The 23,489-nt window shown below is 43.0% G+C and carries 22 protein-coding genes, 2 tRNA genes and 1 pseudogene; 17 read left to right on the top strand and 8 right to left on the bottom strand.

The features are described from left to right. Positions 1–349: 349 nt before the first annotated feature. On the bottom strand, positions 350–604 hold the full coding sequence (locus tag ACEW80_RS17515; RefSeq protein WP_373527816.1) for a hypothetical protein: 255 nt from the start codon (positions 602–604) through the stop codon (positions 350–352). A 215-nt stretch (positions 605–819) separates the two neighbouring features. Here ACEW80_RS17515 and ACEW80_RS17510 point away from each other — a divergent pair, with 215 nt between their 5' ends. The 3 genes from ACEW80_RS17510 to psbA all read left to right on the top strand — a co-directional run bounded on the left by ACEW80_RS17510 (position 820) and on the right by psbA (position 6,812). Beyond that, on the top strand, positions 820–3,795 hold the full coding sequence (locus ACEW80_RS17510) for a DUF1574 domain-containing protein (protein WP_373527815.1): 2,976 nt from the start codon (positions 820–822) through the stop codon (positions 3,793–3,795). Positions 3,796–3,876: 81 nt separating this feature from the next. Further along, positions 3,877–5,376, top strand: a complete 1,500-nt coding sequence (locus ACEW80_RS17505) for an MBOAT family protein (protein WP_373527814.1) — start codon at positions 3,877–3,879, stop codon at positions 5,374–5,376. Between the two features lie 353 nt (positions 5,377–5,729). Next, positions 5,730–6,812 carry a photosystem II q(b) protein gene (gene psbA, locus ACEW80_RS17500; RefSeq protein ID WP_373527813.1) on the top strand — a complete coding sequence of 361 codons (1,083 nt, stop codon included), beginning with the start codon at positions 5,730–5,732 and terminating at the stop codon, positions 6,810–6,812. Positions 6,813–7,063: 251 nt separating this feature from the next. Here the strand turns inward: psbA and ACEW80_RS17495 are convergent, their stop codons facing one another. The 5 genes and pseudogenes from ACEW80_RS17495 to ACEW80_RS17475 all read right to left on the bottom strand — a co-directional run bounded on the left by ACEW80_RS17495 (position 7,064) and on the right by ACEW80_RS17475 (position 10,633). Continuing rightward, positions 7,064–7,690: a type I restriction endonuclease gene (locus tag ACEW80_RS17495; protein ID WP_373527812.1), complete on the bottom strand. Its 627-nt coding sequence runs from the start codon at positions 7,688–7,690 to the stop codon at positions 7,064–7,066. A 31-nt stretch (positions 7,691–7,721) separates the two neighbouring features. Beyond that, positions 7,722–7,844: pseudogene (locus ACEW80_RS17490) on the bottom strand (serine/threonine protein kinase); the annotation flags it as partial. A 19-nt stretch (positions 7,845–7,863) separates the two neighbouring features. Continuing rightward, a complete protein-coding gene (locus ACEW80_RS17485) occupies positions 7,864–8,727 on the bottom strand; it encodes a fructosamine kinase family protein (protein WP_373527818.1) in 864 nt (287 codons plus the stop codon). Positions 8,728–8,807: 80 nt separating this feature from the next. Continuing rightward, positions 8,808–10,106 (bottom strand): M16 family metallopeptidase, encoded by a 1,299-nt coding sequence (locus ACEW80_RS17480; protein WP_373527811.1) that lies wholly within the window; start codon positions 10,104–10,106, stop codon positions 8,808–8,810. Between the two features lie 323 nt (positions 10,107–10,429). Then, positions 10,430–10,633, bottom strand: a complete 204-nt coding sequence (locus tag ACEW80_RS17475) for a hypothetical protein (RefSeq protein ID WP_373527810.1) — start codon at positions 10,631–10,633, stop codon at positions 10,430–10,432. Between the two features lie 316 nt (positions 10,634–10,949). Between ACEW80_RS17475 and ACEW80_RS17470 the strand changes: the two genes are divergently transcribed. The 4 genes from ACEW80_RS17470 (at position 10,950) to ACEW80_RS17455 (ending at position 13,423) form a co-directional block, all read left to right on the top strand. Next, positions 10,950–11,750, top strand: coding sequence for an RMD1 family protein (locus tag ACEW80_RS17470; RefSeq protein ID WP_373527809.1), 801 nt, complete (start codon positions 10,950–10,952; stop codon positions 11,748–11,750). A gap of 418 nt (positions 11,751–12,168) precedes the next feature. Beyond that, the gene (locus tag ACEW80_RS17465) at positions 12,169–12,660 is read left to right on the top strand and encodes a gluconokinase (RefSeq protein ID WP_373527808.1); all 492 of its coding nucleotides are present in this window, start codon (positions 12,169–12,171) and stop codon (positions 12,658–12,660) included. A 59-nt stretch (positions 12,661–12,719) separates the two neighbouring features. After that, on the top strand, positions 12,720–13,172 hold the full coding sequence (locus ACEW80_RS17460) for a hypothetical protein (protein ID WP_373527807.1): 453 nt from the start codon (positions 12,720–12,722) through the stop codon (positions 13,170–13,172). A 47-nt stretch (positions 13,173–13,219) separates the two neighbouring features. After that, the gene (locus ACEW80_RS17455) at positions 13,220–13,423 is read left to right on the top strand and encodes a hypothetical protein (protein WP_373527806.1); all 204 of its coding nucleotides are present in this window, start codon (positions 13,220–13,222) and stop codon (positions 13,421–13,423) included. On the opposite strand, the gene ACEW80_RS17450 is transcribed toward ACEW80_RS17455, so the two are convergent. Next, entirely contained in the window at positions 13,408–14,397 is a 990-nt protein-coding gene (locus ACEW80_RS17450) for a carbohydrate kinase (protein ID WP_373527805.1), read from the bottom strand. The two genes, ACEW80_RS17455 and ACEW80_RS17450, sit on opposite strands and share 16 nt — an antisense overlap. Before the next feature lie 182 nt (positions 14,398–14,579). Here ACEW80_RS17450 and ACEW80_RS17445 point away from each other — a divergent pair, with 182 nt between their 5' ends. The 5 genes from ACEW80_RS17445 to rfbB all read left to right on the top strand — a co-directional run bounded on the left by ACEW80_RS17445 (position 14,580) and on the right by rfbB (position 18,721). After that, entirely contained in the window at positions 14,580–14,843 is a 264-nt protein-coding gene (locus ACEW80_RS17445; RefSeq protein ID WP_373527804.1) for a LuxR C-terminal-related transcriptional regulator, read from the top strand. A gap of 546 nt (positions 14,844–15,389) precedes the next feature. Further along, positions 15,390–16,091 (top strand): DUF6391 domain-containing protein, encoded by a 702-nt coding sequence (locus ACEW80_RS17440; RefSeq protein WP_373527803.1) that lies wholly within the window; start codon positions 15,390–15,392, stop codon positions 16,089–16,091. A 25-nt stretch (positions 16,092–16,116) separates the two neighbouring features. Then, on the top strand, positions 16,117–16,401 hold the full coding sequence (locus ACEW80_RS17435) for a hypothetical protein (RefSeq protein ID WP_373527802.1): 285 nt from the start codon (positions 16,117–16,119) through the stop codon (positions 16,399–16,401). Between the two features lie 191 nt (positions 16,402–16,592). Beyond that, positions 16,593–17,594: a glycosyltransferase gene (locus ACEW80_RS17430; protein ID WP_373527801.1), complete on the top strand. Its 1,002-nt coding sequence runs from the start codon at positions 16,593–16,595 to the stop codon at positions 17,592–17,594. Positions 17,595–17,659: 65 nt separating this feature from the next. After that, positions 17,660–18,721, top strand: coding sequence for a dTDP-glucose 4,6-dehydratase (gene rfbB / locus ACEW80_RS17425; protein ID WP_373527800.1), 1,062 nt, complete (start codon positions 17,660–17,662; stop codon positions 18,719–18,721). A 366-nt stretch (positions 18,722–19,087) separates the two neighbouring features. On the opposite strand, the gene ACEW80_RS17420 is transcribed toward rfbB, so the two are convergent. Continuing rightward, positions 19,088–20,359: an EndoU domain-containing protein gene (locus tag ACEW80_RS17420; protein WP_373527799.1), complete on the bottom strand. Its 1,272-nt coding sequence runs from the start codon at positions 20,357–20,359 to the stop codon at positions 19,088–19,090. A gap of 608 nt (positions 20,360–20,967) precedes the next feature. Here ACEW80_RS17420 and ACEW80_RS17415 point away from each other — a divergent pair. From ACEW80_RS17415 to ACEW80_RS17395, 5 genes are all read left to right on the top strand, one after another. After that, positions 20,968–21,038 (top strand) — tRNA-Lys (locus ACEW80_RS17415). A 119-nt stretch (positions 21,039–21,157) separates the two neighbouring features. Next, positions 21,158–21,358, top strand: coding sequence for a hypothetical protein (locus ACEW80_RS17410; protein ID WP_373527798.1), 201 nt, complete (start codon positions 21,158–21,160; stop codon positions 21,356–21,358). Between the two features lie 72 nt (positions 21,359–21,430). Continuing rightward, positions 21,431–21,500, top strand: a tRNA-Leu gene (locus tag ACEW80_RS17405). Positions 21,501–21,607: 107 nt separating this feature from the next. Next, a complete protein-coding gene (locus ACEW80_RS17400) occupies positions 21,608–21,784 on the top strand; it encodes a hypothetical protein (RefSeq protein ID WP_373527797.1) in 177 nt (58 codons plus the stop codon). A gap of 222 nt (positions 21,785–22,006) precedes the next feature. Beyond that, complete coding sequence (locus ACEW80_RS17395) at positions 22,007–23,440, top strand: hypothetical protein (protein WP_373527796.1); 1,434 nt, start codon at positions 22,007–22,009, stop codon at positions 23,438–23,440. The last annotated feature ends 49 nt before the right edge of the window (positions 23,441–23,489 follow it).

Below are 23,489 nucleotides of genomic sequence, written 5' to 3'. Positions count from 1 at the left end.
TTTTGACCGCATTCTTGCCGGAGAACTGACTCCCACAATTCTTCCACTACCTGGAGACGATGACGCAAAAATAATTCCGACACCGGGTATATATCCGCAGTTTGAGACGAAGAGTATAAAAGGGAACCCATATTCTCTATTTTTGTAAAGCTAATTACTGTTTACTACAATTAGTGCTGAGTCCTGAGTGCTGAGTCCTGAGTGAATTAAGAGGTATTTAGCAATCATGTACTTGGTAAGAGCAAATATCTTTGTAGGTGGTCTTTACAACTGGGCACTCGAAACTCACAACTCAGCACTCGGAACTCAGCACTCTTAAATGCTCACCGGGTTGTTCCTGAGCAAATAATTATTTGGTGTATGTATTTTCATCTGGATTAGTTTCGTGTTCCTCTGGGAAGTCGAGGTTAGGTAGGCGATCGCCTCGAAATAATTCTTCACTGGCTTCCCCTATAGCTTCCAGTGCTTTTACTGTAGCTTTTTCTGTAATCAGGAGCAGTACTATAGACGCTGTACCTATTTGTAAGAGGAAAGACTGAGGAATGCTAAACAGATTAAAATTGGACGCGGGGTTAGGTAAGGGCTGTTGGTTGGTTGCTGGCATTGGTAATTATTGGTTGTGAGAAGATGAGTAAAATAAACGCAAAACTTAATATCAATCCGACTTACAACCCTACAAGACTATCTTTGCCGATTTTGCAAGCTCCGAAGGTAACAAAATTGTTAAAAAAAACCGCCGGAGTGTGATAGACCTATGGTTCTAGTTTACAAGTGCAAGCACTATCTCCCAACAATCGCTGACCGTAAAGTTAATTTCCCATGAAAACAGTACTACCAAATCGCCAGCAATCTTTAGTGCAGTGGGTAAGCCAAGCAACAGGGATTAACACTTTGGGAGTGAAAGTCCGGTTGCGGGGAAATGACCTTCATATTCTTTGCGAAGGTACAGAATGTCCGCAGCGTTGGCATACTTTGTCTGACTTGCTACAAGCACTACAGCAAACAGACTTGGATATCCTCACAAGCAACGAACAACCCTCAATATACCAAGTATTCGTCTACGGCCGCACAAAAGGGGAACACCGCCCCAAATGGTGCCATCGGGTTTACTTGAATCAAATCGATAGGCACATTGAGCAGGTACAGCAAGCCCTGTTAATAGACTCGAAAAAATCAATCCAACCGGGTGGGGCGCTAATTGTCTCTAACGAGAGTTTGGCTCGCCTTGGCAACCCAGAGGCGATCGCTCGCTATCTGGGCGAAACTCTGAGTCTGTTGGGAGTGTCAGTACAGGCAAAGATTAAGCCATATAAGCCAAAGAACTCTCAGCCAGAAGAAACTCGCTTGTGGATATTTTGCCAATCAAGCTATAGCCCTGATGCCTCGTTGCTTGCTGAACCGATAGCGCAGAAGTTGCGTTATCTCAAACTTTCCGGCTACCAAGATGCAGTGATTGTTTCCCAGGTGAGGGGCGAGACTGCGCCTGATTGGCTGCTAAGGGTGGATTTGACCCCACCAGAGGTAATGCTGAAGGAGTGGGCGCGTTGGGGGGATGTGCAAGCGATCGCTCGATTATTAACTGAGGTATTATCAGGGTTAAAAGTTGCTGTCCAAGCTTCTCTGAAAGAATCAACGCTACATATCTTTTGTACCCCAGCTTTTGACCCTCTAGGAATCGCCCCAATCCCAGATCAGGTGGTGTGCTTAGAGGCAATTTTACCCCAGTTAGAAGCGATCGCTCCCCAAGGCATTCTCGCCGCCACCGTATACGGACAAAAAGCAGGCGACAAGCAACCCACTTGGATTGATTGGCTGGCTTTACCCGCTACAAAGCATCCCGTTTTTGCCACATCACCGCTAGAGTTGGCGAATACTGGCGATCAACCAGCGATCATATTTTTACTTGAGCGTTTACTCAATCCTGACTTGGATTGGCGGCTATTGACAGGTGGAATTCGCGTCCTCCTGCTGAACAAAAATGATTTATTGCACATCATGTGTGATGCACCTGTTTGTCCAGGGCGTGAACAAGTAGCAAACAAAATTACCCAGTTTATCCGCCAGTTAAAAATTCCCGGTATTATGGGGATACGTGTCTACGGCCGCCGTGCCGGGAATAAAGAACCTTTTTGGCACTATGGGCTTGATCTTGAGCATCGCCGACGTTTAGTGCCAGAAGCAACCCCAGAATTTGCTGCTACTTCTAAATACGTTAACGATCTGGTAACCTCTGAGAGTGGTGAGCCAATTTTGCGCCCCGACTTGACGACAGAGGAAGTTCAAAGTTTTGTGACAGAAGTAGCGCGAGATTGGATGACAACGGCGAGTGCAACAGCGAAAAAATTACTGTTGAAAAGCCAGCTATTTACCGAAAGCCACCAGTTAGCGGAACATAACCCTAATGTTCAAGGGCTCAAAACTGCTTTGGTTTGGGGAACACTGGGATTATTACTTACCCTCCAAACTGATTGGGTATTGGGTCAAATTATCGCCCACACTACGCCCAGCAATATCTCGCCCCGATCATCTTCTGAGAAAAATCAGAGTCAGAAAACGACATTTTTTACCAACACCTCTAAGACAAAATCGTCTCCAAATCAGAGTTCTGCATTCAATGCTTCTGAATTTACCCAAAATGATGATACCCCGATCAAGAATTTGGCAGCCGCACCACTGAAGGAAAAAGCAACCGCTACCGCTATTCTTTTAGCAGCGCGATCGCAGATGCCAAGCTTCAATGTCAGGCAGTTAGACGAGCAACTAGTACTGTATAAACAGCGTTTGGCTAGCACTGGTAGTCCGCCTGATGTGTTGATTATTGGCTCCTCCCGCGCCCTCAGGGGAATAGATCCAGCAGCACTTTCTAAAGCTTTAGGAACTCAGAGCTATCCAAATATTGACGTGTTTAACTTTGGGATCAACGGTGCTACCGCCCAAGTTGTAGACTTTGTGATTCGCCGGGTACTGGAACCATCAGAACTGCCTAAAATAATTCTTTGGGCAGATGGTGCCCGTGCTTTCAACAGTGGACGCGAGGATATTACCTTTAAATCGATCGCTGCATCAGCTGGTTATAAACAAGCATTCCAAAAAACGCCAACAACTGAAAATAGCAATGATTTGCCCAAAAATACGGTACATTCGGGAACACAAAAGACAAGTGAAGAAAAATCGGAGTTTAGTCCCTATCAAGCTGTCAATCAGTCATTAAATCAAGCTCTGGCATCTGTTTCTGCTACCTATCAAAACCGCGACCAAATTAAAAGTTTACTCCAAAAACAACTGCTTACACTTAGTTCTAATCAGCCAGTTGCATCAGAGAGACAGCTAACAGACGGTACTTCAGATGAGAGTACTTCCCAACAAGCAGTTGACTTTGATGGTTTTCTACCTTTGTCTATTCGCTTCAATCCCGCTAGATACTATCAAAAACATTCTAGAGTTCCCGGAAATTACGACAACGACTATAAATCTTTCCAAGTAGAAGGAGAGCAAGATGCTGCCTTTCAAGAAGTGCTTCAGTTTGCCCAGTCTCAGAAAATTTCCTTAGTGTTTGTCAATATGCCGATGACAGGAGATTATTTAGATCCAGTGCGTAAACAACATGAGCAAGAATTTCAGCAATATATGTTGTATTTGGCTACTAATCCCAACTTTATTTATCGTGATTTGAGCCAACAGTGGATAAAAGCAAATGACTACTTTTCTGACCCTAGTCACCTCAACCGCTTTGGAGCATACGAAGTATCGAAAAAACTGGCTAATGACCCAATGATTCCTTGGCCAGCAAAGTAAGAAATGGGGAGTGGGGGATACAAGGAGAATAACAAATGACAAATGCCCAATGCCCAATGTTCAATGACAAATGACTAAAAAATGAACTTTATATCAATTTTCTATGGGCTGTTCTTGTTGAGTGTATTAGGAATTTACTGGTCTTTAGGACAACAGAAATTGCGATTGTGGACGCTGCTAATTGCCAGTTTGGTTTTCTACGCATCTTTGCATATCCAGTACATACCATTACTCTTAGCATTGACATTTATTAATTTCCGTGTGGGGCTGGAGATTGGGAAAAATACATCACCAGGAAAACATTCTCGTGACTGGCAAATTTCTAATGAAGAGTGGCAATTTGCCCAAGGGGACTGGAATCTTCGTCGTCTAAAACTTTTGTGGCTGGGTATAAGTCTAAATGTTTTACTGTTACTAACTTTTAAGTATCTGACTCCTTTATTCAAGTTTGTTTTTCATGTGCAAACAAACTCATCAGATAGCTCTTTTAAATTGATTGCACCCTTGGGAATTTCATTTTTCACCTTTGAATGCATTGCCTACTTAATAGATGTCTATCGCGGTGCCCCTGCTACTGAGCAGTTTCTCAAATTTGCCACCTACAAACTATTCTTTGCCAAACTGATTTCGGGCCCAATTACGCGCTATCACAACTTAGCGAATCAATTCAATACATTAGACTTCCCCAGTACCGATAGAATAGCTGAGGCGCTGTGGTTGATTGCTAGGGGCGCAGTTAAAAAAGGTATTTTTGCAGACCATCTAGGAATTTTCGTCGATTTATGTTTTGGTAATCTCCAACGCGCCGGTAGTACCGATCTTTGGTTAGGTACATTCGCTTACGGCTTGCAGTTATATCTAGATTTCAACGGTTACGTAGATATTGCCCGTGGTAGTGCTTTACTTTTCGGCTTGGTTTTACCTGAAAATTTCGATTTTCCCTACTTCAGCACCAATATTGCAGAATTTTGGCGGCGCTGGCACATGACTCTAGGAGATTGGCTACGTAACTATGTCTACTTTCCTTTGGGTGGTTCCCGTCGAGGTTTAGTCCGTACCTGCTGGAATTTATTTATTGTGATGTTAATCGCCGGTATCTGGCACGGTGCTGCTTTGGGTTATGTAGTTTGGGGCATATTCCACGGGTTAGCCTTGGCGGTTCATCGACTTACAGATATTATGAGCGATCGCTTTGAAAATTTGGCACAATTCTGGCAAAATCCTCTGGGTATCTTTGTCGCTTGGTTATTGACGCAACTGATGGTTTTTACCTCTTGGATTTGGTTTCGCCTACCTAATCTCCAAGACTCTTCTTTGGTAATTCGGCATCTTTGGGGTTATCCTGCTGACGCCCAGTTTGCTCAAAAGGTCTATGTGGAAGCCTTAAATATGAGCCAATCCCAACTCACTTGGATACTTCTAGCTTTAGCTGCCCTGATGACTATAGTCTATGCCTTCAACCGAATGCTGAAGTTAGAGTTTAACTGGCCTCTTAAGCTTGTCTTCGTCCCCCTATGTTTCTACGCTGTTTGGTTATTAGCTCCTGAAGGTAGTTTGCCCTACATATACTTTGATTTTTAAAATTCCCCAACACTGAAACATTAGACAAAATAGAACTTATTATTTCGTTACAAATCAGCAATAATTAAAGTTTTTCCTACAGGCTAGTTGTAAAGAAGTGTAAATGAAATTAACTAGGCGATCGCATCATTTAAAGTTACAGCTAGTTTGGCGCTGGAATGGCTTAATAAAACCTCAATTTATTATTACTGAATAGTAGAAAAACTTTACATTTCGATGAGATTATTAAAGAATAATGTTACAGAATATTAAGTTACAGATTAGTCAAAGTAAATTCATCTAAACTGTAATTCAACAGGCGAAAATAAATACGCTTGTTCCATTTTTTAATAACATACAGCACTTATAAAACAATGACCACAACCTTACAACGGCGCTCTGACGCTAACGTATGGGATCGCTTTTGCGAGTGGATCACCAGCACCGACAACCGGATCTATATTGGTTGGTTCGGTGTATTGATGATTCCTACCCTGTTAGCTGCTACCACCTGCTTCGTGATTGCCTTCATCGCTGCTCCTCCTGTGGACATCGATGGTATCCGCGAACCAGTTGCAGGTTCTTTGATCTACGGAAACAACATCATCTCTGGTGCAGTTGTTCCTTCTTCCAACGCCATCGGCTTGCACTTCTACCCAATCTGGGAAGCAGCTTCCTTAGATGAGTGGTTGTACAACGGTGGCCCTTACCAATTGGTAGTTTTCCACTTCTTGATCGGTTGCGCTTGCTACCTGGGTCGTCAGTGGGAACTTTCTTACCGCTTAGGTATGCGTCCTTGGATCTGTGTAGCTTACAGTGCGCCTTTGGCTTCCGCTTGTGCAGTATTCTTGATCTACCCAATCGGTCAAGGTTCTTTCTCTGACGGTATGCCTTTGGGTATCTCTGGAACCTTCAACTTCATGATTGTGTTCCAAGCAGAACACAACATCCTGATGCACCCCTTCCATATGTTAGGTGTGGCTGGTGTATTCGGTGGTTCCTTGTTCTCCGCAATGCACGGTTCTCTAGTAACCTCTTCCTTGGTTCGTGAGACAACCGAAAGCGAATCGTTAAACTACGGTTACAAGTTCGGTCAAGAAGAAGAAACTTACAACATCGTTGCAGCTCACGGCTACTTCGGTCGTCTAATCTTCCAATACGCTTCTTTCAACAACAGCCGTTCACTGCACTTCTTCCTCGCAGCATGGCCTGTCGTCGGTATCTGGTTCACCGCTTTGGGTATCAGCACGATGGCATTTAACCTGAACGGTTTCAACTTCAACCAATCCGTGCTTGATTCTCAAGGTCGCGTCATCAGCACTTGGGCAGACGTAATCAACCGCGCTAACTTGGGTATGGAAGTAATGCACGAGCGCAACGCTCACAACTTCCCCCTAGACTTAGCTGCTGGTGAAGTTTCTCCTGTAGCTTTGACTGCTCCTGCTATCAACGGTTAATACTTCGTATTAGCTAAATAAAAAGTGCCCTCTAGAAATGGGGGGCGCTTTTTTGTTGTAACTAATCTTAAAACACAATACTTTTCGGTTTAGCGTCAAAGTACATAATATTAAATTATTCTTGAGGATAAAGCTTTGGCCACTTCAAAACATTATTGATTATCTACAGCTAAACAATTTAATAATAAATCAGCATAAAATACCGAAAGTATTGGGATGGTGCGTTAGCCAAAAACCTAAGGCACCCTACATTACGAATTACGAATTAAATGAGCTATGCGTTTTAACACTTTGACAACAGTATGTAGATCATCGCCACGATTTAGTGACAGTGTGTAAGATAATGCATATCTAGGTGTACCCTGTTTCGTCAACTTAATAAATTGAAATTCCCGACCATTGATTACAAAACCATAGGTAGGTTTATCATTACCAGCATTAGCCAACATATAAGCTAATGCTTGAGGAATTGCTACCTCTAAAGAATATTCTGCTCGTTTTGCCTCAATAACCAGAACCCAAAATGGAGGATGGAACGCCAAGATGTCAATACGTCCTCTAATAATCGTGCCTTCGTCTTCAGAAGAGATTTTTACCTCTTGTTCTGAGGCGATGTAGAAAGGCGGTTGATAGAAACCTGCTAGACGTAATAGTGGAGATAGCACCACCATTTTAACTACAGGTTCCAAAATAGGATATTTCGATAGATGCAAATATTCTGTCTTGACTTCGTTAAGAGATTGCTTTTCTAAGTCAGTCAACTCAGGTAAATCATCCTGCCATTCTGAAAAAAAATGTTCGTTGTCTGCAAGTTGTAGACCAAATTCATCAATAAGTTGGGCTAGGGTGATATCTTTTCCTTGAAGGAGTTGAACCATTTGTTAAACCTTTTAGTTAATTATTGTTCCGCTAGGCGATCGCTCGAACCCATAACATAATACTAATAGGCGCTCCAATTAGAATAGCAGCGATCGCCCAGCCTCTTTGATGGGCTTTGAATTGTTCAATACTGCGCCACCGTCTACTTTTCCAAGTTTCTGCAATCCTGTACTTAGCGTAAAATTTGGTCAATCATCCGGTTGGCTTGGGAACCATAACCACCCCCAAATAAATTGAAGTGATTCAAAATGTGATACAGGTTATAGAGCGTTTTTCTCTGCTCATAGCCTGTATCTAAAGGAAACACTTCGTTGTAGCCCTTGTAAAATGCTGCTGGGAAGCCACCAAACAATTCTGTCATGGCGATATCAACTTCGCGATCGCCAAAATAAGTTGCTGGATCAAATATCACTGGTTCTCCTGACATAGTACACCCAGCATTTCCGCCCCATAAATCGCCATGTACTAAAGAAGGTTGCACTTGATGATCTGCCAATAGTTCAGGGATAGTTGCTAATACCTTGTCTTGTTCAGGAAAATTACCCCCTCGTCGTCTTGCTAACTGAAATTGATAACCCAAGCGATATTTAACATAAAATTCTGTCCAGTCTGCTGTCCAAGTATTGATTTGCGGCGTAGAACCAATAGTATTGTTAATTTTCCAACCAAAATCTTGACTGCTGCTAGGTTTATGCATCGCTGCCAACTTGCGCCCCATTTCTTCCCATAAATTGCTGTTACCGCTACCAAGTTCTAACCACTCCAAAACTATGTAGCTAGAATTACCAGCCACACCCCAGCAAATAGGTTTTGGAAGGCGAATACTAGCTGTTGCTAGCATTTCCTCTAAACCCAACGCCTCAGCCTCAAACATGGCAACTTGGGATGCAAGGTTTTGCTTAACGAAGTAAGTAATTTCACCATTGGAAACAGCATAACCTTGGTTGATACACCCGCCACCAACTGATCGCCGCTGCTGACTCTGAAATTTTTCACCAGTCACCTGGCTAATATGCGCGTCGATTTCAGTCCACATCATACAATTTTAAATTTTAGATTAGTAACTGGGCATTGGGTACTGGTTATTAATCATCTTCCCAATGCCCTATTTTTAATTTACGGCTTGAGAACAACTACACCATAAGCATCTGGGCAAAGATATTCTTTGGCTACTTGCATCAAGTCAGTTGCATTTTGGCTCTGAATACTAGCTGGGTAGTTAAATGCGGGTTCTAAATCTCCCACTAAAGATTGATAATAACCATACAACCCAGCGCGATCGCTTGGTGTTTCGTTGCCAAAAATAAATCTGTTCGCTACTCGCCGCCGTACACGAGCAATTTCTGATTCTGTGACTAACTCTGTTTGGAGTTTGCCAATGTGTTGAGCGATCGCATCCTCTACTTTAGCTAAATTTTCCACTGCACATTTAGCTGAAATATAAAATGTTCCTTGCAGCTGATTGCTCATGTTGCTTACTGAAATTGAGGAAACCAATCCCCGTTCTTCTCGTAAATCTCGCACCAACCTTGATGTCCGTCCGTGTCCCAAAATTCCTGCTAAAACATCCAATCCATAGGTGCGTTCTAGCTGGGTCATTCCTGGAACCCGCCAAACCATAACTAGTCTAGCTTGTTGCAGACTTTCATCTATAAATTCTCGACGGACAATTTCTGTAAATGGAGATTCAGGATTAAGTGGGGAATGGGGAGTTGGCTTGCCGTGAGCGTAGCCGAACGGGAGTCGGGAGTCGGGAGTGACTTTTGTAAATCCTTCAGCAATAATTGCAATTAATTCTTCCACGGGCAAATTGCCCACAGCCACAGCAGTAATTGACTGAGGTTGATACCAACTAGTATGAAAATCCCGCATCTGCTGGGGTTTAAGTTCAGCAATCACTGATTCTGGCCCCAATACCGGACGGCGATAGGGTAGCTCATCAAAGGCTGTCTCCATCGCTCGCCTAAATGTACGTCGCTGGGGATTATCCTCTGAACGCCTAATTTCTTCTAACACTACTAATCGCTCACGTTCAAAGGCATCGTCAGGAATACTCGCATTAAATACTACATCTATTTGTAATGGGGCAAGCTCGGCAAAATCTTTAGGGGCAGTGGTTATATAGTAATGAGTATAGTCTTGGCTAGTAGCGGCATTGGTAACAGCACCTCGCTCTTCAATTCGGCGTTCAAACTCGCCGCTAGCAAGTCGTTCTGTTCCCTTAAAAATCATATGCTCTAAAAAGTGAGCCATACCGTTAATGGCATCAGATTCGACAGATGAGCCAACTTTAATCCACAAGCTGAGATTTACGGCTTCAACTGGCATCTGCTCCGCGATGATTGTCAAACCATTGGGCAACTGATGCAAGTTTGGGGCATTAAGACGAGTAAGTTTGTCCAGAGTAGAGGTCATTGCTACTTGTATGTGAGGAGCTACGTTACTCCTTTATCTTATCCACGACTTCAAATAAGCACCCCATTACTTAACTCTTAAGAATGGAAACCTGACTAAGCTGATCTAACACGAAGAAGCTAGCGACGAAATACGTGCAGTATATGACGACATTCGCGCCACACATCAGAATAACTGTATCAATAACTTCTGGAAATCTATAGAAGAATTCAGAATCAATCATATCATGTCCGCCAGATTACCCATAATAAAAGAACCCCTCCCCGCAAGCGGCTACCGTGTACACACAAATCTTTTAGAGTTACTGCATAACGTCGGGTAAGTTATTTTTTGCGAGTCGATACAACAAAGATGCGAGTCGATACAACTAAGATGCGAGTCGATACAACTAAGATGCGAGTCGATACAACAAAGATGTAAGTCGATACAACAAAGATGCGAGTCGATACAACAAAGATGCGAGTCGATGCAACAAAGATGCGAGTCGATGCAACAAAGATGCGATTCAAAAAAACTTGTGTGTACACCGTAGCCGCCTGCGGGGAGGGGAGACAAAGCACAGCTTTGGCGGGGTGGGGTTCTCCCGATTTAATAAGTAATCAAGCGGACATGATATAACCCTTTAATTCCTATATTTTGAAAATGTCTTTGCTCGCTTTCTGTTTGAGCTAAGGGTAAGTAGTCGCCAGAATACAAACGCACCTTCAGCAGTGCTGGATAGGTTTATTGTTAAGCTGAGATTGCAGTGATCTCCAACAACGCTGGATTAATTGCGTAGGCGTAGCCCGTCGTAGACACCGCTACCCCCATAGATTAACAGGCAAAATATAGTATAGGGCGACAATGCAGAAACTCCTTTTTAATGACAGAGATAGCTTTAAAGCGCAGGCCCTATTCCTTGGTAAAGAGATTAACCTACAAACATTGGAGAATTACGTTTGCTTGGCGGCTATGCCAGTAATGGTTACAGTCGGTGAACACGGCTGTGCGGTACTGTTGGGCTATGGTGCAATTGTGCTGTTTAACTTTGAGCCTGGGGAAAAGGTAGCCTTTTTGACCAAACTATCCTCTCAAGTTAGTGACTCTTTTGCGAACCCGGAAACAGAAGAAGTAGAAGTTCATCTTAACGTTGCGGAGACTGAGCGAGTTAAGGAAGGAAAAATTTTGCTGCATGAATTTAGTCTAGAACGCTTGCAGATAGTGGCTGATATTCTCGCTAAGAGTGTTGTGCTGTCTCATTATGAAACTAGTTTAGCGGCTGTATTTGATCAAATTGAACCCTTTGCAGCTAGTCTCCAGCGTCAAAACAGGAGTAGGCGCAAGAGTCGGGAATTACTGCGTCAACTTGGGACTACCCTGTTAGTTCAACATAAAATTGTGGGTCGAGTAGAAATTATCGATAAACCGGAGTTGCTTTGGGATTCCCCACAGCTAGAAAACTTATATCTGCGTTTGGAGGATGAATACGAAATCCGGGAGCGTCACAACGCTCTGGAACGTAAACTAGAGCTAATTTCCCGAACCGCACAAACGGTGCTGGAGTTTATGCAGCATAGCAGTAGTGAGCGAGTAGAGTGGTATGTGGTGATTCTGATTGTGGTGGAGATTCTGCTGTCACTGTACGATATCATTTTCAAAGGCTAACGCTAAACTTGGAGATATTGAAGAAGAATTCAGGAGTCAGAATGGGCTAATCGCCCCGCTATCGCTAACAGGAGTCAGAATTCAGGAGCGGAGCCGGAGGCGGATCGCCTCTGGTCAGAATCAAGACGCTTACGGACTCAGTACAGCTGCGCTATCTGCTAGTACTTCTCTGCGAGAGGCTGCGCCCTAAGCGTAGCTATGCCGCAGGCTTTACGGCAAGCTCAGTAACCATCACACAGAATTCAATTCTGTTAGCGGATAGCTAAGGTTTAGCCCATTCTGGCTCCTGACTCCTGAATTCTGTTTTGTTAAACAACTGCGGGCTTTGAGCAACAGCCTTGAATCGGGCGATCGCTCATCCTATACTGTACCTTTACCGACGGTCTTTTTAGATGAAATTTCGCTCAAATAGCGGTCTATGATTATTCTGTTAATGGGTGTATCTGGTTCCGGCAAAACTACTATTGGGCTATTGCTAGCGGATTCATTAAACTGGGAATTTAGGGACGCTGATGCTTTCCACTCACCAGAAAATATTGATAAAATGCACCACGGTATTCCCTTAAACGATTTGGATAGAATGCCGTGGTTGTTAGCTTTGCAAACAGCGATCGCTCAGTGGCTACAAGAAGATAAAAATGTCGTGTTAGCGTGTTCGGCATTAAAAGATAGCTATCGCCAATTTCTTGTATTGGATAGCGATCGCTATCGGATCAAAATAGTTTACCTCAAGAGTTCTTTTGAGATCATTCAAAAGCGGTTGCAGGAGCGCCATAATCACTTTATGAGCGAAAAACTTCTTAAAAGCCAATTTGATGCTCTTGAAGAGCCAGATAATGCTACATCTATAGATATTTCCGAGCCGCCTCAAGTAATTGTGCAAAACATTAAAACGGCTTTAGGAATTTAGACAAGTTAAATTATGCCAGAGCAGTTTCCGATCATTGACGTTCCCCCGGAAATGCTGCGTTGAATTTACCCATCAACTGGACACCGCCAAAGGGAATTAGTCAAGCAATGGAGATTTTTATCGGGTATTTACTCTTAGATGCTTGGATCGGGAACAGTGATCGACACCATGAAAATTGGGCATTCATAAGTTTGGAAAAGAAAATTTATTTAGCACCAACTTATGATCACGCCTCCAGGATGGGTCGGGAACTGTCTGATGAAAAACGATACTTAAAGCTTAATAACAAATCTGTCACAAGGTATGCCGAAAAATGTAGTTCCTTGATTTATTCTAGTTTTGGTGATAAAAAACGCCTCAAGACTTTTGATGTGTTTCGTGAAGCACAACAGTATTATGCAAATTCAGCCGCCAGTGTATGGTTGAATAATCTAGCAAGGGTGTCAAGCAATGATACGTTAGAGCTTTTTAAACAGATTCCGTCTAATCGTATATCGCAAACAGCAATTTAATTTGCACAGAAGATCATCACATCGTCGGTTATTGCCCTCAATATATTGTGGATGATGTTTTTAAACTCAAGAACAAAAATCCCGAATTTCTAAAAGTAGAAGTTGAGCGCGTTAACCCAGTACCGACACCTCTCCAACTACGTTTATTGTGCAATATGACCGCAGAATGGCATGAAGATTTTCGTCCATTTTCTAGCCAGGAATATCAGCCTTTATTAGCTGATATCCCAGTAGCTTATGCTAGTTTATAGAGTTGATGTGCAGCTAGAAAAGCTTCGACTTCAGCAGCAGTAGGTTGAGAAGCGATCGCACCTGGTTTAATGGTAGTCAGCGCTCCAACAGCACTGGCATAGGTGACAATACGTTTTGCTGTTTCTGCATCCCGCAAGCTGTGGATACCGTGCTGACTCAATTGATGGATGAATCCTGCCAAAAAGCTATCACCTGCACCAGTTGTATCAACTACAGGGATAGAAAACGCAGGTAATTTGCCTTCGTTTTCACCCAAACAATAGGCGCAACCGTTTTCCCCATCTGTCACCAGTACTCCCTCAATTGAAGCTAGACGGTAAGTAATGGCTCCGGGATCTGCGGTTTCAAATAGCCATTCAGCTTCTTCTTTGGCAAGTTTGAGAAAATCGACTCGCTTAAATAATTCTGAAATTTTTTGATGAGCGATGTTTGAATCTTCCCAAAATACAGGACGCCAGTTGACATCTAACACAATCTTCAAATCATAATGTTCTGCTAACTCTAGGGCGCGGTGAATTGCCTCTTCACTTTCAGGATAAGCTAACTCCAAAGTACCCAAAACTAAAAAATCTGCCTCTTGAAACAGCCAACTTGGCAATTGTTTGGCTTGCAGGCGAGTATCGGCAAATTCAGAGGTATCATGTTGACCAAATCCGGCGAAGGTGCGATCGCCAGCTAGATCCCGTGTAACATAAACTTGTCGTGTTGGTGCTGTGGGATGGCGTTGTACTCCCGTCATCTCTACACCTACATCCTGTAATAGCTGCACCAGTGCATTTCCTGGTTCATCTTCGCCAACGGCTCCGATAAATCCTGCTGGCGTTCCCAGCTTAACTAAAGCACAACCTACGTTAGCTGGTGCCCCTCCTGGATAGGGAGTCCAGGATTTTACTTCTTCCAGCTTTAGTCCCAATTGATCGGCTAAACAATCAAACAAAACTTCACCAAGGCATAAAACACGGGGATTGCTCATCTCATTTTTAGATTTAATCGAAATCTAACAGATTTCGGGTTTATATTTCTGTCAACTTGAAATCGAAAGAAAATATTGACAATCCTATTACTGTTAATACTTGAAACCCCTACCAACAAAAGAATCCTCTAGAATTAGAAAGAGCGATTGAGTACATATACCAAGAGAGGATAGAAATAGTCATGGCTGGTGGCAAGTCTGGGACCCCCGTTAGTCTGTCAGACAGAGAACTGCAAATTATCGATTTAGTGGCCACTGGCTTAACTAACCAAGAAATTGCAGGAAAACTGGAAATTAGCAAGCGTACAGTTGATAACCATATCAGTAACATTCTCACCAAAACTGAGACAGAAAATCGAGTAGCTCTTGTCCGCTGGGCTTTACAGTGGGGCAAAGTCTGTTTGAATGATGTCAATTGCTGTCTTCTGCCTAACCAGATCGAATAACAATTTATAGCTACACGATTGATCTGGTCTAGGATGTTGACAAGCCAATTTTGAGGTTTACTGATTGTTCCCCTCCTCACGCCTTAGTTTTCAGTGTGAACACTCTACCGAAAGTTCCGAGTCCTTTACTCAGTTGGAGTTTATGTTAGTGGAGCCAGCTGACCCTTGGACTCGGAAACTATAAAGATTAGAATTCCTTTCTAAATTCCACACAAGAGATGTAGCAATACGGTTCGGTTAACGTGTTCATTCCTCGGAGATCCCCCCAACCCCCCTTAAAAAGGGGGGCTTATAACTCTCTTTTACCCCCTTAAAAAGGGGGTCGCCGCAGGCGGAGGGATCTTAACCGAACCGTATTGAGAGATGTAGGACTTACGCATCAGCAACAAAAAATTAAGGGTTTGGGTAGAAGAGCAGAGGAGAATAAACAATGCCCAATGCCCAAACTCAAAAATTATCCCCAAAAATTAGCAACAATTCAGTGGTGCAAGCGCTACATTTAAAAGAAATCTATTTTGCTCCATCGCCTTGGGGAGCAGTGTTCAAATGAATACTTCTGCTTCTTTTCAAAGTGGCTCGTCTCCCTTTGAATTTTTTAAATTTGATCCTATGACACCTGTATGTGAGAAAGTTTCAGCCCCAGAATACCGAACCTTAGACTTTCCACAACCTACACAAGACGCTGACTTACTCAGACAGCTATCGTTTATTCCAGGATTGAAAGAAATTTTGATGATACGGCAGGTTCACGCTTTAGAACACGCTACTGTTTGGGTTCTTAGCGAATCAAAAAGAGCCTATACTCCCCCAGGAAAATCGGCTAACGTTCAATTGGATAACGAATTATTAAGCGGTTTGTCTACCGAGCAGGGATTTTATCTTTATGGTGAAGTGAATATTAGTGATTTGCGGCGGGCGATCGCACTTGCCCAACATCGCCTTACTAGTGGAGAATGGGATTTAGCTGTACATCCTCGTTGCGGCACAAATTTATCAGTAGCAATGCTCTTAACGGCTGGATTAGCTATGGGCGTACATTTCTTGCTACCATTCCGACCAATGGAGCAACTTATAGGTTTGGGTTTGGCGGCGACGACAGCCGCAGAACTCGCACCTGATTTAGGTTCTATGGCACAACGTTATTTAACAACTGCGATTCCTTTTAACCTAGCAGTTGAAAATATTACGCACACACGCGACGTTTGGGGAAAGCAGGCACATTTTGTAAAGGTAAACTGGCGAGAATAAAAAGTGAAAAGTAAAGGAACCCATCATGCATTTTGAAACCAGTATCACCCTTAAAGAAGTGCTTCGTGACCAGCACCGACCAGGCTTTCCCGAACCGTTCCATAAAGTTGTGTTCAAGGTAGAATCTGATGGAATAGATTCCTTAGAGATTGGGCTATGGGTACATCGCTCCTATCCAGACAACGAGATCATCAAGGTTGGACGTTCGTTTCTTGCTGGACGCCTCGCGGATATGACAACGGTTGCGTCAGAAAGTGCATACACGCCATCAGAGGTTGATAATCTCTGGCAAACGGTGAAGCCGATCTAAGTGCTTTTTGTTTCCTCATTCCTAGTGCATTAAATGTAAGTTCGGCAGAGCGAAGCGAAACTTAACAATCATAGGAATATTGGGTTTCATATTTCAACTCAATCTACAAAGTTTATTGCACTAATTTAAAGTAGACAAGCTACTACAAATTTAAGATTTACTTGATAAATCAGTTCTTAGAGAATTGTGTAATGAGAAAGCTTTACTTTTTAGTCCCCGGTACAGATGGCAAATTTGCTTGTGGTGGGCTTTGGGCAGAATTAAAAACACTTAATCTGGTGCAGCAGATATGTAGTGCTGATGTTGTAACTTACCGTCAACGAGAAACAGGTAAGCTTTTCATTGATGATTTGCTAAAAGAGAAAAATTTAAATGAGGTAATTTTTGTCATTAGTTGGGGATTTGATGTAGCTCAACTCGTTGCTAAACTTCAACAATACAATGTTGTTTACCATGCACATAGTGCAGGTTATTCATTCAGGCTACCTGCAAGTATTCCGATCATCACTGTTAGCCGCTATACAATGGGATTTTGGGGAGAGAAATCACCCAATTCTCTGATTTATTATTTGCCCAATCAAATTTCTGATGAGTTTCAAAATTTGGGTTTTGAGCGGGATATTGATGTTTTAGTTCAGACTCGAAAATCTTCTGAGTATTTAATCAAAGAATTGATTCCAGCGTTGCAAAAACGTTGTAAAGTATTAGTTGTTAATTCCTATGTAGAGGATTTACCTGGACTATTTAACCGAGCTAAAGTTTACCTTTATGATTCGGCTGAGTATTGGGCACAACAGGGTGTTAGTGAAGGATTTGGTCTGCAACCAATGGAAGCTCTGGCGTGTGGTTGCCAAGTATTTTCTAGTGTCAATGGTGGACTGGCTGATTACTTAGATCCTGGATTTAATTGTTATAAAATTGCTGGATATTCCCAAGAATATGATGTCCAACGTATTCTCAAGGTCATTGAATCTTCAGTAGCGTTTAGCTTGTCTGAAGAGTTTTTAGCTGAGTATCGGACTGAGAATATTATTAAGCGCTTTCAAGTTATTCTAGATGAGTTAAATGAATTTTTTGATCACAAAATACAGCAGCCATCTAATATTAAGAGTTTGACGAGAATACGTATGGCAAAATTACTCGCCCAGAAGATATACGGTAAGGTGAGGAAGAAATATTTTAAGTCTAAATAAACGTAGACGCGTAGCGGCTTGCCGCAGGCTACCGCAGAGAACACAGAGAAAAGAGAGGAAATTGGATGAGTCGGCGGTTATTAGTTACGGGGGGTGCGGGGTTTATTGGAGCGAATTTTGTGCATCATTGGTGTCAAGTTTATCCAGATGATCGGGTGGTGGTGTTAGACGCTCTTACCTACGCGGGGAATCGTCTGAATTTGGCGCCCTTTGAGGGAAGAGAGAATTTTCGGTTTGTCCACGGGGATATTTGCGATCGCACTATTATAGATCAGTTACTAGCAACGGAAAATATTGATGCGATCGCACACTTTGCTGCTGAATCTCATGTTGATCGTTCGATTCTTGGTCCGGCTGCTTTTGTACAAACAAATGTGGTAGGAACTTTCACTCTACTAGAAGCTTTTCGGCAACATTGGCAGACAAAAGCACAGCCATCTGATTATCGTTTCTTACACGTTTCTACTGATGAAGTTTACGGTAGTTTAGACGCAAGTGAAGCAGCTTTTTCTGAAACTACACCCTACGCTCCTAATAGTCCCTATTCAGCTTCAAAAGCTGGTAGTGATCATTTAGTGCGTGCTTATTATCATACTTATAAACTTCCCACAATTATCACAAATTGCTCTAATAATTATGGGCCTTATCAGTTTCCCGAAAAGTTAATTCCCCTAATGTGTATCAACGCTTTGATAGGGAAACCATTACCTATTTATGGCGATGGTAAAAATGTGCGCGATTGGCTTTATGTGGGTGATCATTGTCTTGCTTTAGATGTAGTAATTAATCATGGTCAACCAGGGGAAACATACAATATTGGTGGTAACAATGAGGTAGAAAATATTAACCTCGTGCAACTTTTGTGTCAGATGATGGATGAATTAGCACCTGATTTACCAGTACATCCAGCAAAGCAGTTAATTACTTTTGTCAAAGATAGACAGGGACATGATCGGAGATATGCAATTAATGCGAACAAAATTAAAACTCAGCTTGGTTGGACGCCTTCAGTAACAATTGCTGAGGGTTTACGTTTAACTGTTGAATGGTATCTCAATCATCGTGATTGGTGGGAACCTCTGCTGTCTACAGAATATCAAGCTTACTATCGCAAAAATTATCTGTAGAGTGTCCAGCCACGGACTTCTAATTCCCGATGTTTTCCTAGTTTTCCTGATGTGATTCACTCTGTCGATGGTTTAGTCATTTCTCTGATTGTCTGATACCTGGAAAGTAGACGACCCACAATATTTATTCAAAAAGTTTCCTATTCATCCAGGAATTAAGATCGTCCCTATCTATTTTCCCTAGTTATGTATCGATCTCTGTAAACTCTTTTCAGAGCATCTTTTGTTAATAAACTACTGGTTACAAGGATTCGCTTACTTGCCCCATGTTCATTACGAATTTCGAGGATTGGGAAATTCGGCGTTGCATATTTGCAGGATAATTTATCTGACACAAATATGCAACGCCAATCGTACTAATAGCTGTTACTGCACACAGTTAGGATTGCTATCAGGTGTAGCATCAGGGTAGAAAGTGCGGATACCGCCCTCTCTTCTCACAAACACTGTTTGAAAAGTTCTACCTTCATCAGTTACAGTCCAGTGACAAACAGTGTTAGTAGAACTGGTATTGGGATTATTCTTATAGGCTAAAGCTGCTATTGAGAGAATTTCTTCAGCACTAAGAGTATAAGCATAACCTTTGATAGTAGACTGAGCAGTACTATTGCCTACTTTCATCTTAACGCCCATCGTGTAAACAGTGTTGGGATTCACTTCCTCCCTAGATGTATTATTACTTAGTCGTCCAGCCAAACCCTTTTCTTGAAGTTCTACATAACGACCGACAAAGTGCAATCCACCTATGGAACCTCCTGCAACTGGTTCCCCACAGAAAATATGTTCAAAACCATCAACGTTAAACCAGACGTTAGTCAAGTCAGCTAAGAAATCTGCATTAGAAGTGCGGCCTGGAATCAGATATCCTCCCACATATTGTTGGATACTTGCCAAAACAGTAGGATTGCTATTCATCATCGTCTGGAAGTTAGACGGACTGACAACTGTACCAGGTTGTCCGCAAAGATCAGTCACTGCTGTGTCAAAGTTATTCAACGTTGGGATCGGGGGAGTAACATCAGCTGGGCTACCGTATGCTAGTCCCGATACAGGATTGTTGATATTGTCAAAGAATGGCACAGAACCAGCAGGTAGAGAAGGAGAACTCGAAGAACCATAATCGGTAATCACAATATCGTCGATGTTAGTTCTATTGGAAGTTCCATCGGTTTTGCCGACTTCACAGCGAACTATGCCAGAGATATTAGGTGTGAAAGTCGCTGTTTGGAGTACTTTTGAGCTTGTAGTTACGGGTGAACCTACAGGTGTCCATGAAGTGCCGCTATTAGTCGAACACAACAATCTCCAAGTTGTATTAAGGTCATTACCATACTTGGCGTGTTTAATGGTAACTGTGCCCGCGCCTGTAGTGCGATCAAATCTCATTGTTACCTTGCCGTTGTTGCGAATCCGTACAGATTGCGCCCCGTTTTTGACATCGCTTGGAGTATTGCCAATTAACGACTCATTCAAATTCCAAGTACCTGAACTGAAGGTAACATCAGCCGCAGCATAAGCTGCTTTTTGACCAGACTCAAACCCTTCTGAAATTGTGGCGCCAATTGCTCGGAAAACATAAAAGGAAAGCAGGAAGACTGCTCCTCCTGCTATTTTCAAAGGTAAAGCTAATTTAGGCATACTGCTTAATTTAGAATTAGATGATTTGGCAAAATACTAAGTTTAAACTAGATTGGTTAATTAAGGATTAACTACTTATTAAGAATATAAAATAGTGCGATGTCTACGATGGTCACTGAGCAGCGCCGTTCGCGTAGCGTCTCGCAGAGAAGTGCAGCCTTTCGTAGAGAAGTGGGGGCTGCGCCTAGCACAACTTCTTAATATAAAATATTTTCTGTCAATAGCTAGGCGTTAATGCAATTATTTTAGAGATTGTTAAGAATAAAATGCTCTTGTTAAAATGATGCGATCGCAATAACTGTAAATATTTTTGTTTATCTACTTAATGAGCCTCTGAACTCCGTAATTTAGGCGACCCCCTTAAAAAAGGGTAAATGCTGAAATAACCCGGCTTTTTAACGAGGTTGGGGGGATCTGTAATACAACCACTAGCTAACAATTGCCTTCTCACTTCCCTCAAAAAATTTGTAGTATACCCTTGACATTATGTCGAAACTATACTACAAATGTAGTATAGAGATAAAAGCATCGGCATCATTCAAACTTGGGTCTGTAGCTCTAACGGTAGAGATCCCGGATATCACTTGTGCCCTAACAGAAAAAGCTTACATACTTGCTCAAAGGTAGAGCGATCATCTCTTAAATGATAAGTGCAGGTTCAATTCCTGCGGTGTTACCACAGCTTTTTCAACTTGCACGAGGTGTGAGTGAAACTCTCACAGGGAGGGTATCGGTTCAATCCCGATCAGATCCACTAGTATAATTCGTAATTCGTAATTAAAACAAGAGGTGATTGCAATGGTTCATATTCGATTTGAAGGACGTTCTGTTGATGTTCCAAAAACACAATTGGGAATTGTCGGAGGCATGAATGATCTGGCAGTGAAAGAGCGCGTTGCTCGGCATTTAGATGTGAATTGCGATCGCCTTTGTACTTACATAGTTGATCGCCGTCCTAGCGGTGACTTGATTATCCGTCCCGAAGCTGTTTATGGTTAAAGTACTTAAAAGTTTAACACAGCAACTTTGTAGCATTTAAAATTCTCACTTCGTGCCCTAACTGGAGAAGCTTACATACTAGCCAAATGGTACAGGCACTTGACTTAAGATCAAGCGATTACGGGTTCAAATCCCGTGTGTGAATCAACAGCTTTTTCGACTTGCATGAGGTGATCTTATTTCATTTAAACGTGGAGGTGAGAACGATGAATAAGATTAATTCTTTCAACATTGAGCCTGAAGATTACAATGATTTCTGCTTTTGAACCATCGAGTAAACGTCGTCGTGGCTACCCATCTGAAACAGCCGTTAAACGTGGCACTCGCATTGTTCATAATGACAAGGAACTACAAGAAAAGCTGGGTAACAATGACCTTTGTCCTTGTGGTTGCGGTCGCTGCTTTCAAAAAGTGCTGTCGCAATAGCGGCAGATATGATGGCAGCTTACGCAGCTACTACTTTTAGGGAGTAGTGCCAACGATTTCGATACCTGACATCAAAACTGGCAGTTGTTGCCGCGCCCCGATCGCGGAAGCTTACATAACTCTGCAAAAGTTGTACACAATGCTTCCCCAACTTGCGCGGTGACTTTATCACCTCGCGTGCAACATCTGCCTCCTCATCCATCAAAATTAGAGGAGGTTCCCATGAACACCGCAGAACGTGACCTGCGTCTGGAAATACTCAACAGTTTGCTAACAAGTCCTCACCGCAAGCTTGAGCAAGTTACAGAAATTCATCAGTTAATTGTTGAACTCGATCCCATTTTCTACGGACACTTGGCAGTTTGGTATCAGCATCATGGTGATGTCCGCGACCACAAGGAAGTGTTTGTTGCTCACTTGTTAACCAGCAATTTGACTGAACACCGAGATGCTGGATTTGTGATGCTGCAAGAGTTTCCACCTTATCAGGTCGCTCGTGTGGTGGACTTCATGAAGCAGCACCAGAATAAAATGCCTCGTTCGGCTCGGACTGCGGTGCGGTCTTACCTGAAGGTACGGGAGAGCAATCCGGCTCTGTTCGATCGCGCTGCGCTGCGGGGTCGTAAGGCAATGAAGCACTTGTATGCTTCGCTGCACATCAAGCCAAATGAGCGGGCAAATGCAATTCTGTTCCGCGATACTCCTCCAGAGGGTTCGTTAGCAGATATGCTGAAGCAGCTTGCTAAGGCAGAAAGTGCCGCAGAACAGGCACGGCTAATTGTAGAGTTCAAGATTCCCTACACGATCGCAGTTGGTGCAATCAAGCAACTTACGCCAGTTGTGCTGGTGGCGTTAATTAACAGCATGACTCCCCAAGAAGCGATCAATAATCTCAAGTCTCTCCAGACTAGAGGTGCAATGGATCACCCAGAAGTCAAGAAGCTGATTGATTCCAAGTTGGAGTCAGCATCTAAGAGTGGGCGTGTCTCAGCATTCAAAGCACAGATTGCCACAGACGCCGCAGATTTTGACGCAGACACCGTTGCCCGACTGGAAAAGGTGACTAACGAGCAAGTGAAGCGGCGCGGTATGATCGCTCGTCCAACTGCTTTATTGGTAGACAAGTCTGGTTCAATGGAAAATGCGATCGCGATCGGTAAGCAACTCGCTGCCTTAATTTCTGGTATCACTCAGGCAGAACTGTTTGTCTACGCCTTCGACACCATTCCTTACGCTATTACAGCAAAGGGCAAGGAGTTGACCGACTGGGAGCGTGCCTTCCAGCACATCAATGCAGGCGGTGGAACTAGTATCGGCTGTGCATTGGAAGCAATGCGGCGGAAAAAGCAGGTGGTTGACCAGATTATCCTGGTGACGGATGAGGGCGAGAATGTGGCTCCTTACTTCTGTGAAGTCTACAAGACCTACTGCCGGGAGTTGGGGATAATGCCGAATGTGGTGATTGTCCGTGTGGGTACTCATTACGACTGGGTGGAGAGTCAATTGAAGCAGCAGCAAGCACCTGTAGATACGTTTACTTTTGCAGGAGACTACTACAGTTTGCCGAACCTTGTCCCACTTTTGACGCGCCCCTCTCGTCTGGATTTGCTGATGGAGATTCTGGATATGCCGTTGCCTGTGCGACAAGATAAGTAGACTACATTACGGATGCGTCATAGTCGCTTCTAACGCATCCTGATATTGT

It is taken from the genome of Nostoc sp. (assembly GCF_041747015.1).
Lineage (GTDB): Bacteria > Cyanobacteriota > Cyanobacteriia > Cyanobacteriales > Nostocaceae > Nostoc.
The sequence above is the reverse complement of the archived record's forward strand: the minus strand, read 5'-3'. Positions and strand labels throughout refer to the sequence as shown.